Raw genomic sequence first — 12,214 nt, forward strand, 5'->3', positions numbered from 1 at the left:
GGAACAGCCTGCTGTGCTTTTTCTGTGAAAGTCTTACTCCGCAAAGGTGCTAGGGCGCAATGCCAATAACTGGTTTTGATTAAATGTGGAACGACAACCCAACAACTTCTGAAAACAACGACAACAGCATAGTCGAAAACGACTACACTTTCATCCCTGTTGGTGATTCCCCGGAATCATGTAGTTTTTTTATGTTGTAGATCTATTGTAAAAACGGTTCTCCGTTAACAGTCACATTTTTCACAACCAGATTACTGATTATTGATGTATCCAGGTCAGCACTGCCTGCCTCGATCGTCATATCTTCGAAGCGAATATCCGACAAGCGATCATACTGCGTAATTCCCACTTCGGCGAATTTATCACATTTCAAATTAAAATCGCGAAAGGTGATATTCTCCGAGGATGATACCGGCGGTGTTTCGCGGCCTTGCAAATCGAAAAACTGACGCCAGGGGCGGATATAAATTGCTGTGCGTGCGGTCCCTGAAATGCCTTCCAAGGTAATATATTCGTATTTCTGGGGCGTATCCGGACGCATTTTCAAGAAAATAACACGACTTACATCCTTTACCGTACAGTTACGAACCAACACGTTTTTAGTATGAACGGATTCGCTGCCGCAGGTAAAAGTTGAATGACAAAAACCATAAGTATTGTTTTCAATCAGGATATTCTCGTTCGGGCCATTGTTCGGATCTTCATCAGCCCAGGGGCCTTTCCCGCCCTTCATCGCTATTGCATCATCGTTGACCGACATATAACAACCTCTCACCAACACATTCGAACACACATCTAAATCCAGGGCATCGGAACTCGGTGCAGGCACCGGTGCTTTCGGCGCAAAAATGTGCAAATCCAACAATTTGGCGTAATTACACTGGTACAGATGCGTAGTCCAAAAGCCGGAGTTATGGAGTTTTACATCCTGCAACTGTACATTATCGCAACCCCAGATAAACACCAGTCGCGGACGCGAAACCTCCAGGTTTGTACATTTCGGATTCTCCTTTCGGCGTTGCCAAAAAGCTTCCCAGTACTTCAATCCATTCCCGTCGATTGTGCCTTCACCGGTAATGGTAAATCCGTCAACATCGTAAGCATTAACCAAAGCCGGATAATAATCCAGGTTCTGTCCTTCCATGCGTGAGGGCATAATCGGGTAATTTGAGATATCATCCGATCCTTTCAACATTCCGCCCTTTTGAATATGCAAATGCGTTCCGGGCTTAAAGAAAAGGGCACCGCTCCGAAATGTACCTTGCGGAACGACAATTACTCCGCCTCCCGTTGCAGAAACCGTATCGATTAATTGCTGAATGACCTCCGTATTCAAGCTTAAATCATCCGCAACAGCTCCGTAGTCGGCAATGGAGTACCATTTGCCCAAGGTAGAAGGATCTATTTTTGTTGTATCTGAAAACCACTCCGGAATAGGTGTTCCATCGGGGAAGGTGTTCGAACTTGTTGCTTTCTTCTCCTGGCACGAGCTGAAAGCAACCAAAGCAATAGCTAACAAGCCAACGACTGATTTAACAGTCAATCGAGTCAATCGTTTCATCTTTCTTCGTAATAGTAATTAATAGTAGTAATAGTAGTTGTCTGGCGACGCAAACAAAAATAGCAATACTTATCGGTCTTCAAAAAAATTTGTAGGGAATCCCAAATATAACGGCACAGCCACGCCTGTGCAAACAAGTTCGATCGCCCGCCATACGGGACAATTGAATATTTAGCGAAGAGTAAAAAAAAACGAAAAAAATCAGATGTAGCTTATTTCTGACTGTCACGAACTTACCCAATAAGCAGGTCAAAAAAGTCGCCTTCAGCCCAAAATATAATTAGGCAGTTTAGATCTTATTACTATATTTGCAATCGCAATTGAGAAACGGGTGTAGCTCAGTTGGTAGAGCACTGGTCTCCAAAACCAGGTGTCGGGCGTTCGAGTCGCTCCTCCCGTGCAAAGCTGTCCATTAGGGCAGCTTTTTTTGTTTTCACCAATCGGCCTCGCTTCTTCCCGCCCCGGCCTCCCCGCAATTCTGCAAAATCGCAAGCTGAAATTCCAAATAATTTTGCTATCATTGCATAAAAGTACAATATACTTTTATAACCAATTAAGACAATTAAAACAATGAGACGAAACTTTTTACAAAAGCTTTTGAGCGGCCTGATCCTGGTCGGCGGACTAACCAACCTGGCGAATGCTCAAAATCCGGTTATCACCAACAAGTACACTGCCGATCCTGCGGCGCTGGTCTACAACGACACGGTATACCTTTACGCCGGTCATGATGAATGCCCCACGGAACGCAACTTTTATGAAATGCACGAGTGGCTGGTTTACACCTCTACGGATATGGTGAACTGGCAAGAGCATCCCATTCCCTTAAAGGTAACCGACTTTAGCTGGGCTAAAGACGATGCCTGGGCAGCACAGGTAATTGAAAAAGACGGCAAATTTTACTGGTACATCACCACAACTCACAACTCCATTCCCGGCAAAGCCATCGGCGTTGCGGTTTCGGACAGCCCGGTTGGGCCTTTTAAAGATGCGCTTGGCAAAGCACTTATAACCAACGACATGACAACCGACACCCCAATAAGCTGGGACGACATTGACCCAACAGTTTGGATTGACGACAACGGGCAGGCTTACCTGTACTGGGGAAATACCAAATGCTACTGGGCCAAATTGAAAGAAAACATGATTGAGCTGGATGGCCCTATCCATACCGTTGATTTACCACACTACACCGAAGCACCATGGATTCACAAACACGGCGACAACTACTACCTGTCCTACGCCTACCAGTTCCCCGAAAAAACAGCTTATGCCATGAGCAAAAGCATTGAAGGTCCCTGGGAATACAAAGGGATCCTGAATGAGCTGGCCGGCAACTGCAACACCAACCACCAGGCCATTATCGACTACAAAGGCAAAACCTATTTCATTTATCACAACGGCGGCATGCAGCCACACGGCCATAGCTTCCGTCGTTCTGTATGCATCGACGAGCTGTTCTACAATCCGGATGGCACCATCAAGCGAATTGTAATGACCAGCGAAGGAGTACAAGCAGCAGAGTAGTGAAAAAGATTCCAAATATTGAAAAGTGATCATCTGATCACTTTTTTTTTGGCTCGAATTGAACCATCTTTGCAGCAAATTCTCTTTTTAATAATAATCATGACAGTCGATTTATTCATCCCATGCTTCATTGATCAGTTTTATCCGCAAACAGCCTTCAATGTCATTAAGGTTTTAGAAAAAGCGGGAGTAAAAGCCATTTACAACCCCGAACAAACGTGCTGCGGGCAACCTTCGTACAACAGCGGATACTGGGATGAAACCAAAACATTAGCACAAAAATTCATCGGCGATTTCGAAGGCGAGAGAACAATTGTCAGCCCATCGGCGTCCTGCACCGGTTTTATCAAAAACTACTACGGGCATTTATTTCCAGAAGGCGACCAACAATTTGAAGCGCAAAACCAGTTAAAAGCGCGCCTGTTTGAGCTAACCGACTTTTTGGTGAATCACTTACAATTTACCGAATTTGGTGCACGTTTTCCACACAAAGTATGCTACCACGATGCCTGCACGGCTCTTCGCGAGTACGGCATAAAAAAAGAACCGCGTTTACTTCTTTCGAAAGTTGAAGGCCTGGAACTCGTGGAAATGGAGGACACGGAAACCTGCTGTGGTTTTGGCGGTACCTTTTCGGCCAAGTTCCATTCCATCTCGACGGCAATGACCGAACAGAAAGTTGAAAAAGCCCTGGCAACCGGAGCCGAATACATCATCTCCACAGAGTCGTCGTGCCTGATGAATATCGAAGCTTACATTCTCAAAAACAAGCTCCCCATTAAACCGATCCACATCGCCGACATTCTTGCAAACGGCTGGTAATGATGCTCTACAACACCCCTGCTGTTTAAACATATTTAGAATCAAGAACACAGAATTTAGTTGCAATTTCGTAATTTAGCAAGGTTTTCAATTCTATTTTGAAAGGATCGGCCCCGATTTTACCTTGTTCTGGCTTGAGTAAATTGTTCTTTTATCCGATATCATGCGGAGATTCTATTTATCGTCATTGTAAAGTTAAACGGCAAGAAACATGAAAACGCATCAGTTACAACAAACAAAAAAAAGAAATTGGCTTGATCATTTAGATCATGTTCGATATTTCACATCTAAAGGCACTGAACCACATCATCCGCTGCCTGAAAAAAATGGCATTCATTGCACCGGAGAAAAGTTTAACTACATCGTTGACTGGCAAGTAAACGACAACGAACCGAAAACCCGAAGAACGAAGTCATCGTGAATTGGTTTCAACAACTATAAAAGCAGAAGCCCCGCTTATCGATTGAGCGGGGCTTCTGTTTTTCAGTATTGTTCGTATCTGATACCGACATCCCGGGGATGCCTTCTCGTATCGGGCATATTCAGCAACTGTTAGAAATTCTGCATCCGATGCAGTCTGTAATACTGCCCTTTCTTGGCCAAAAGCTCATCGTGGGGTCCCATTTCAACAATCTTGCCTTCATGCATCACACAAATCAAATCGGCATTTTTAATGGTTGACAAACGGTGTGCAATAACCAGCGAAGTTCGGTTTTTCATCAGATTCTCCAGTGCTTGCTGTACTAATTTTTCCGATTCGGTATCCAGCGCCGAAGTGGCCTCATCGAGGATCAAAATCGGTGGGTTCTTCAAAATGGCTCGGGCAATGGAAATACGCTGCTTTTGTCCACCGGACAATTTATCGCCCCGGTCACCAATATTGGTCTGATAACCATTTTCCGCACTTACGATAAACTCGTGTGCATTGGCAATCTTCGCGGCATTAACAACATCCTCCTCGCTTGCTCCGTCAACACCAAAAGCGATGTTATTAAAGAAGGTGTCGTTAAACAGGATCGGTTCCTGATTCACATTTCCCATCAGGCAGCGCAGGTCGTGCAACTTCATATCGCGAATATCCACGCCATCGATTAGGATCGCTCCTTCGCTAACATCCCAGAAACGAGGCAGCAAATCGACCAAGGTTGTTTTACCACTGCCCGATTTACCAACAAAAGCCACCGTTTGCCCTTTTGCGATGGTTAAACGAACCTGATCCAACACTTTATCTTTCACATAGCGGAAACTAACATCCCGATATTCGATACTGCTGTTGAACGAAGCTTTGGCCACGGCCGAAGGTTTATCAACAATATTATTTTCCGCACTCAGGATACGGTCAATACGCTCCATCGAAGCCAATCCTTTTTCGACGCTGTACAAGGCGGTAGAAAAAGCTTTCGCGGGATTAATAATATTGTAAAAGAAAACCAGATATACAATAAACTGCTGTGGCGACAACGCATTGGCTCCCTCCGAGATAATCAGATTACCACCATACCACAGCACAATAACGATGACAGCGGTGCCCAAAAACTCGCTCATGGGATGAGCCAGATAATAACGGCTCATCAGCTTATTCATGATCAGACGGTAATTTTCATTCTCCCGGCTAAATCGTCCGCGCGCCTGCTTCTCGGCCGTAAAGGCTTTAATTACGCGTAGGCCCGACATATCTTCCTCGATAATTGAAAGAATCTCGCCCTGTTTATTGGTTCCTTTGCGGGATTGCTTTTTCAAGCTCTTCCCAACGCGGCCAATTAAAAGGCCGGCAAAGGGCAGCATGATAAACACGAAGATGGTTAACGACCAACTGGTATAGATCATATAAACCAACGAGGTGAGGATCAGTATCGGGTTTTTGAACAGCATATCCAGCGAGTTCATCACCGAGTTTTCAATCTCCTGCACATCGGTAGTCATCCGTGCCATGATATCGCCTTTGCGCTCGTCGCTAAAAAAGCCCAGCGGCAAAGCAATCAGCTTATCATAGATCAATATCCGGATATCGCGCACAACACTGTTGCGAATGTCCATCATCATCAGGCTGGCCAGGTACATAAAAAGCACCTTAAATATCACCATCGTAATGAGAAACAAACCAATATAAATCAATGCCGTTGACTGTCCGTAAGTATCAATCACCCACGTCAGGAAATAGGACACATTGTTTTTCAAACTATCAATGGTCATCTCCCAGGGCACCAATTGGCGAACCGGCTGATCGGTGCCAAATAAGATCCCTAAAATCGGAGACAACAAGCCGAACGAGAATGCTGTAAAGACGGCCGCCAACAAGTTGAACACAAAATTGAGCACAACCCGTCCCTTGTAAGGCGGCAAAAAACGTCGAAATAATCGAATTAAATCCTTCATTTATTGCTATTCAGAACCGGTTATTAAAAAATACCGGTATAATTCTGAGGTGTAATCGTCTTTAACTCGGCTTTTAGCTCATCGCTTACCTTTAAGGTGTCGATAAATTCGTGAACCACCTGCTGATCGATTTTCTTGTTAACGCGGGTCAGGTCGCGCAGTGCCTCGTAAGGATTCGGATAGCCTTCGCGACGCAAAATCGTTTGAATGGCTTCGGCAACAACCGGCCAGTTGTTTTCCAAATCGGCCTCAATGGCACCTTTATTCAGCAACAGCTTGTCCAAACCTTTCATGGTTGAGCTAACGGCAATCAAGGTGTGAGCCATCGGCATTCCGATTGTACGCAACACGGTAGAGTCGGTCAGGTCGCGCTGCAAACGCGATACCGGCAATTTGGCCGACAGGTGTTCGAAAATTGCATTGGCCATGCCCAGGTTACCTTCCGAATTTTCGAAGTCAATCGGGTTAACTTTATGCGGCATCGCCGACGAGCCTACTTCACCGGCCTTAATTTTTTGCTTGAAGTACTCCATCGAGATATAGGTCCACATATCGCGATCCAAATCCAGAATGATCGTATTGATACGCTTCAAGGCATCGAAAATAGCCGAGTGGTTATCGTAGTTGGCAATTTGCGTGGTATATTGCGCACGCTCCAGGCCCAAGTAATTTTTCAGGAAATGATTACCGAAGGCTTTCCAGCTGATTTCGGGGTAAGCAATGTTATGAGCATTGAAGTTACCGGTTGCTCCACCAAATTTAGCATCGCAATTAATGGCGCGCAACTGCTCCAACTGTCGTTTCAAACGTTCCGCAAAAACACGAATTTCTTTTCCCAGGTTTGTTGGCGACGCGGGTTGTCCGTGAGTTTTGGCCAACATGGGGATATTTTTCCATTCCTCAGCAAGCTCATCCAACTTATCCACCAAATCGTTAATGGCGGGGAAATACTCTTCATCCAGGGCATCGTGAATCGACTTGGGCACCGCGGTATTATTAATATCCTGCGAGGTTAATCCAAAATGGATGAACTCTTTATACTGTTTGATATCCAACTTATCAAACTCTTCTTTCAGGAAATATTCAACTGCCTTAACATCGTGGTTCGTCACTTTTTCGATGTCTTTAATACGCTGAGCATCTTCAACCGAAAAGTCAGCGACCACCTGCCGCAGCTTGCCAAATAAGTCGTGGTTGAAGTCGGCCAACTGTGGCAAGGGCAACTCGCACAATGCGATGAAGTATTCCACTTCAACAAACACACGATATTTAATCAAGGCATACTCTGAAAAATAGTTTTCCAGATTGCTCACTTTCGACCGGTAACGGCCATCTATAGGGGTAATTGCAGTTAATAAATTCAATTCCATGATATTAATTTTTCGAGGCGCTAAAGTTAGTAAATTTTAGCGTTTAACCTGAGCAGTCCACAACAGCCGTCAACCGGTCTTGCCATCACTGTATTCACTTGGCCTGGGCGGCATCTCAATCCGTGCACCGCTTGTTCGGCCTGCGGTCGTTGCTTTAATTTTCGGGCAGAAAAACTTTCACCCGCACAAAACGACTTCATGAAACGTTGTATACTATATTAGTCCGATAATATTCATTTCGAAAAAAAGAAGTATGCTGAAAAATTGCCTCCTGTTTACTGCTGTGCTTGCTCTGCTGTCCGCCTGTTCGAGCACAGGCAACATCGACACCCGAACGGTACAGAACGTTGATATCGACCGCTACCTGGGAACCTGGTACGAAATTGCCCGCTATCCAAACTCGTTCGAAAAAGGCCTGGTTGGTGTTACGGCCAACTATCAATTGCGAGAGGATGGGAAAATACAAGTTGTGAATTCGGGACGAAAAAGTAGTCTGAATGGCGAATATAAAACGGCTACCGGCCGGGCAAAAATCCCCAACCCGCAAGAAACCGGGAAACTGAAGGTCTCCTTCTTCTGGATTTTTTATGCCGACTATTACATTCTGGAACTGGATACGATGAATTACAATTATGCCCTGATTGGCAGTTCCAGTCCCGACTATCTGTGGATTTTAAGCCGCAGCCCGCAAATGAATCCGCAAAGCTACCAAATGCTGATTGATAGCGCCCGAAAGCGGGGATACGATGTCAACAAACTGGAGAAAGTGCTGCAACCCGGGTTGTGAAAATCAGCCGGCCGGCAGTCAACAAATCAAAAAGGAAGGTCAACGAGCGGTTCGCCGAATCGGACTGCGGCCCTTCCAAAGCCCCGGGAAGCAGTTCTGAGAATCACCAGGCAACCCGACTAAAATTTATCAACTCTTTGCATCGTCCCATTTTACGGCTTTCAGAAAAAAATTAACTTTGGATAACACATCAGAATCCAACCAACCATGAAACAGGTATTAATGTTGTTCGTTCTTTGCGCCGCAATAGCGGGCCAGTCGGTTTGGGCTCAGCCAACCACCAACAAAAAAAAACTGGTTTACCAGCTTAACATCAAGCAAAACATTATGCCCAAAACCTGGCGTGACACCCAACACGCCTTTGCCGAAGCCGACAGCCTGAACGCCGACCTGCTGCTGATACACATGAACACCTACGGCGGAACGGTTCTCGATGCCGACTCAATACGCACCAAAATACTAAATAGCCCCATTCCGGTGTATGTGTTTATCGACAACAACGCTGCCAGTGCCGGAGCATTAATCTCCATTGCCTGCGACAGCATCTATATGCGCAAAGGCGGCAGTATTGGGGCCGCCACCGTGGTGAACCAGACGGGTGAAAAAATGCCCGACAAATACCAGTCGTACATGCGTTCCATCATGCGGGCTACAGCCGAATCGCATGGCGGCGACACCATTATTTCGGGACAAGACACCACCTTTCGCTGGTTTCGCGACCCGAAGATTGCCGAAGCCATGGTTGACGAACGTGTCTACATCGCCGGAATTACCGACACGGGCAAAGTACTGACCTTCACCCCTGCCGAAGCTATAAAACACGGTTATTGCGAAGGCACAGCCGAAAGCATACCGGAAGTGCTCCGAAAAATCGGAGTCGAAGAATACGAAATTGTTGAATACCAACCTTCCTTCATCGAGAAGATTATTGGTTTTCTGGTCAACCCGATTGTCTCGGGCCTGCTGATTATGGCCATTATCGGAGGCATCTATTTCGAGCTTCAAACCCCGGGCATTGGCTTTCCGCTGGGACTGGCCATCGTGGCCGCTGTTGCCTACTTTGCCCCGCTCTACCTCGAAGGGCTGGCCGCCAACTGGGAAATCCTGCTTTTCATCATCGGCCTGATCCTGATCGCCATCGAAATTTTTGTTCTTCCGGGCTTTGGCATCGCCGGTATGCTCGGAATTCTGTTTACCTTCACCGGTCTGGTGCTAAGCTTGGTCGAAAACGTGGTGTTTAACTTCGAAAACGTTAAGCCGGATAAAATACTCACAGCGATGACCACCGTTATTGTCGCCTTATTTGCCGGTTTTCTCGCCAGCCTATTCCTTAGTAAGGAACTATTCACGGCCGAAAGTGGTGTATTCCGCAATCTCTCGCTGCACGAAACGCAGGAAAAAGAACGCGGCTTTGTTGGTGTCGACACGCAAATTAAAAGCCTACAAGGAAAATCCGGCGTAGCGTACACCGTCCTGCGTCCATCCGGCAAAGTACAAATTGAAGGAAAAATTTACGATGCCGTTTCAAACCTGGGCATGATTGACAAAGGCGAAGAAATTGTTGTTGTCAAAGACGAAGCAGCCCAGTTGTATGTTGAAAAAATGCATGCTTAACCTCCCGGGGGATGCTGAATTAGCCCGTGCATCTGCAAATGGACCTAAATATTCTTTCTCCTAAGGTATACATCACACTGCATACTTGGGGTAAAGTAAATATCTTTGCCTGCTAAAGAACAAATCGGAAGCTGAATTGCTTTATTGGTGAAAACAGATTGCGTGATGAAAGATTTTGTATTGGAATATTTGAACGAACTGGTATACCTGCTCAACGAAATGGCCCCCTGGCTTTTACTCGGGCTTATTTTTGCAGGCTTGTTGAAAGTATTTTTCCCCCAGGATAAAGTGCAGCGATATATGGGCAAGCCCAATGCCAAATCGGCTGTTAATGCCTCCCTTCTGGGAATCCCCATGCCGCTGTGCAGTTGCGGAGTTATTCCTACCGGGATTTCCTTTTTCCGCAACGGTGCATCCAAAGGCGCAACCAACTCATTTCTGATATCGACCCCCCAAACCGGCGTCGACTCCATATTTGCCACCTACTCCATGCTCGGATGGGTATTTGCCATCTTGCGCCCCATTGTTGCTTTTTTGACCGGTATTGTCGGCGGAATCCTGACCAACATCCTGGTGAAAGAAAAACCGACTCCCAAAGTAGCGTCCAAACCGGCATTTACAGGCTTTGCCATGGCAAGGCCAAGTGCCCAGGCCGAAGTTCGAAGTTTACTTAGCGCAGCACCGCAGGCACGAACAAAACCGTCGAACGGTGCCAGTTGCAACGATGCATCCTGTGGTTGTCACGATGATAAGCCCAAAGGAAATGCCTTTGTACAGGCCACACACTATGCCTTTATTGAATTACTGCAGGATATAGCCAAGTGGCTGATCATCGGTTTTCTGCTTGCAGCATTAATCGCGGTGATTCTCCCCAACGACTTTTTCACCCGTTTCCAGGGATTGGGATTTCTCGAGATTCTGGTGATCCTGGCTGCGTCAGTTCCTATCTATATTTGTGCTACCGGCTCCATCCCCATTGCGGCCGTATTATTGCTGAAAGGCGTATCGCCCGGGGCTGCCCTGGTGTTCCTGATGGCCGGACCGGCAACCAACATGGCTACCATATCGGTTATCGGCAACACCATGGGACGCAAATCCTTGCTCGTCTATTTAGGAACAATTATCGGAGGAGCAACACTCTTTGGCCTGCTCATCAACTGGCTGATCCCTGCCGATTTTATCCTAAACCAGGTGATGCACATCCACAGCGGCGAACACGAAATGCTTCCCCAATGGCTGCAAATCAGTTCGTCGGTCGTTTTAATCGGCTCGCTGATTCTTGGCTACTTTTACCAACGATTCGAGAAGAACAAACAAAAAACAAGCACCATGGCATTAAAAACATTAAAAGTTGAAGGGATGACCTGCTCGCACTGCGAGGCCAGCATAACCCGCAACCTGATGAAGCTGGACGGAATTGATGAAGTTGTTGCCGACAAAAACAGCTCCGAGGTCAAAGTGTCGGGCCAAAAGATCGACCTGAAAGCAATTGAGAAAGTAGTTGAAGAAATCGGCTATCACTATAAAGGAGAAATTTAATGCAGTTGTTACAGTTTGGGCTGGTGGTTCTCAGCCTTGTTCCCACCATCGCAACAGGCTTATTGGCTTATCAAACCATGCGTGCCGGCTTTAAAATCAAAGGCAGAGCCACCATCAACAAACTGCTGTTCTGGTTTTCGAAGGCCATTGTTAGCCTGGCTTTTGCCCTGCTCATCATCGCCTCCTTTTCGCCGGACTTCTTCTTAAAGCTGCCCTTTTTAATCCAGAATGACATTGCCGATGTGCAAAAACTCATGAGCCTGATTTTCCTGTTGGCCGGCAACCTGCTGCTCCTCCCCGCATACTACACCATGAGTATTTTCACCCGGGTAGGCCTGCCAACAGGCGAACACGTACTGCAAACCGAAGGCGTTTACCGCATCAGCCGAAACCCCATGTACACCAGCTTTTTCTTTTTCTTCGGGGCTTGCTTCCTGCTTGTTCCTTCCCTATTACCGGGTGTCCTGATGTTGCTTACTTTGGCCCTTCACCACCGCATTATTCAAAAGGAAGAAGCTTATCTGGAATCGGCCTTTGGGGAAGTCTACCTGAATTACAAAGCCCGGGTTGCGCGGTATTTGTAGCCTATTTGCCTTTGGGTGTCGGGAACTCCGACTC

Annotated in this window: 10 protein-coding genes and 1 tRNA gene; 8 read left to right on the top strand and 3 right to left on the bottom strand. The window is 46.4% G+C overall.

All coding sequences use genetic code 11. The features are described 5' to 3' along the window. Positions 1 to 202 precede the first annotated feature (202 nt). Positions 203 to 1,561 carry a rhamnogalacturonidase gene (locus C8N47_RS04035; protein WP_107821236.1) on the bottom strand — a complete coding sequence of 453 codons (1,359 nt, stop codon included), beginning with the start codon at positions 1,559 to 1,561 and terminating at the stop codon, positions 203 to 205. Positions 1,562 to 1,888: 327 nt separating this feature from the next. Here C8N47_RS04035 and C8N47_RS04040 point away from each other — a divergent pair. From C8N47_RS04040 to C8N47_RS04055, 4 genes are all read left to right on the top strand, one after another. Beyond that, positions 1,889 to 1,961: transfer RNA gene (locus C8N47_RS04040), tRNA-Trp, on the top strand. A gap of 170 nt (positions 1,962 to 2,131) precedes the next feature. Continuing rightward, positions 2,132 to 3,088, top strand: a complete 957-nt coding sequence (locus tag C8N47_RS04045) for a glycoside hydrolase family 43 protein (RefSeq protein WP_107821237.1) — start codon at positions 2,132 to 2,134, stop codon at positions 3,086 to 3,088. A gap of 99 nt (positions 3,089 to 3,187) precedes the next feature. After that, positions 3,188 to 3,910, top strand: coding sequence for a (Fe-S)-binding protein (locus tag C8N47_RS04050; RefSeq protein WP_107821238.1), 723 nt, complete (start codon positions 3,188 to 3,190; stop codon positions 3,908 to 3,910). A 211-nt stretch (positions 3,911 to 4,121) separates the two neighbouring features. Then, positions 4,122 to 4,331 carry a hypothetical protein gene (locus C8N47_RS04055; protein WP_107821239.1) on the top strand — a complete coding sequence of 70 codons (210 nt, stop codon included), beginning with the start codon at positions 4,122 to 4,124 and terminating at the stop codon, positions 4,329 to 4,331. A 131-nt stretch (positions 4,332 to 4,462) separates the two neighbouring features. Here the strand turns inward: C8N47_RS04055 and C8N47_RS04060 are convergent, their stop codons facing one another. Then, entirely contained in the window at positions 4,463 to 6,286 is a 1,824-nt protein-coding gene (locus tag C8N47_RS04060) for an ABC transporter ATP-binding protein (protein ID WP_107821240.1), read from the bottom strand. A gap of 23 nt (positions 6,287 to 6,309) precedes the next feature. After that, entirely contained in the window at positions 6,310 to 7,656 is a 1,347-nt protein-coding gene (gene purB / locus C8N47_RS04065; protein WP_107821241.1) for an adenylosuccinate lyase, read from the bottom strand. A 253-nt stretch (positions 7,657 to 7,909) separates the two neighbouring features. Between purB and C8N47_RS04070 the strand changes: the two genes are divergently transcribed. From C8N47_RS04070 to C8N47_RS04085, 4 genes are all read left to right on the top strand, one after another. Next, a complete protein-coding gene (locus tag C8N47_RS04070) occupies positions 7,910 to 8,443 on the top strand; it encodes a lipocalin family protein (protein WP_107821242.1) in 534 nt (177 codons plus the stop codon). 207 nt (positions 8,444 to 8,650) lie between these two features. Then, complete coding sequence (locus C8N47_RS04075) at positions 8,651 to 10,057, top strand: NfeD family protein (RefSeq protein ID WP_107821243.1); 1,407 nt, start codon at positions 8,651 to 8,653, stop codon at positions 10,055 to 10,057. A gap of 165 nt (positions 10,058 to 10,222) precedes the next feature. Next, positions 10,223 to 11,596: an SO_0444 family Cu/Zn efflux transporter gene (locus C8N47_RS04080; RefSeq protein WP_107821244.1), complete on the top strand. Its 1,374-nt coding sequence runs from the start codon at positions 10,223 to 10,225 to the stop codon at positions 11,594 to 11,596. Further along, positions 11,596 to 12,180 (top strand): methyltransferase family protein, encoded by a 585-nt coding sequence (locus C8N47_RS04085; RefSeq protein ID WP_107821245.1) that lies wholly within the window; start codon positions 11,596 to 11,598, stop codon positions 12,178 to 12,180. Before C8N47_RS04080 ends, C8N47_RS04085 begins: the two co-directional genes overlap by 1 nt. The last annotated feature ends 34 nt before the right edge of the window (positions 12,181 to 12,214 follow it).

The sequence above is a fragment of the Mangrovibacterium marinum genome, from assembly GCF_003046625.1.
In the GTDB taxonomy this organism is placed as follows: Bacteria; Bacteroidota; Bacteroidia; order Bacteroidales; family Prolixibacteraceae; genus Mangrovibacterium; species Mangrovibacterium marinum.

Coding starts and splice junctions, on each gene's coding strand:
- C8N47_RS04035 (WP_107821236.1), bottom strand. CDS start 1,561: ATGAAACGATTGACTCGATTGACTGTTAAATCAGTCGTTGGCTTGTTA.
- C8N47_RS04045 (WP_107821237.1), top strand. CDS start 2,132: ATGAGACGAAACTTTTTACAAAAGCTTTTGAGCGGCCTGATCCTGGTC.
- C8N47_RS04050 (WP_107821238.1), top strand. CDS start 3,188: ATGACAGTCGATTTATTCATCCCATGCTTCATTGATCAGTTTTATCCG.
- C8N47_RS04055 (WP_107821239.1), top strand. CDS start 4,122: ATGAAAACGCATCAGTTACAACAAACAAAAAAAAGAAATTGGCTTGAT.
- C8N47_RS04060 (WP_107821240.1), bottom strand. CDS start 6,286: ATGAAGGATTTAATTCGATTATTTCGACGTTTTTTGCCGCCTTACAAG.
- purB (WP_107821241.1), bottom strand. CDS start 7,656: ATGGAATTGAATTTATTAACTGCAATTACCCCTATAGATGGCCGTTAC.
- C8N47_RS04070 (WP_107821242.1), top strand. CDS start 7,910: ATGCTGAAAAATTGCCTCCTGTTTACTGCTGTGCTTGCTCTGCTGTCC.
- C8N47_RS04075 (WP_107821243.1), top strand. CDS start 8,651: ATGAAACAGGTATTAATGTTGTTCGTTCTTTGCGCCGCAATAGCGGGC.
- C8N47_RS04080 (WP_107821244.1), top strand. CDS start 10,223: ATGAAAGATTTTGTATTGGAATATTTGAACGAACTGGTATACCTGCTC.
- C8N47_RS04085 (WP_107821245.1), top strand. CDS start 11,596: ATGCAGTTGTTACAGTTTGGGCTGGTGGTTCTCAGCCTTGTTCCCACC.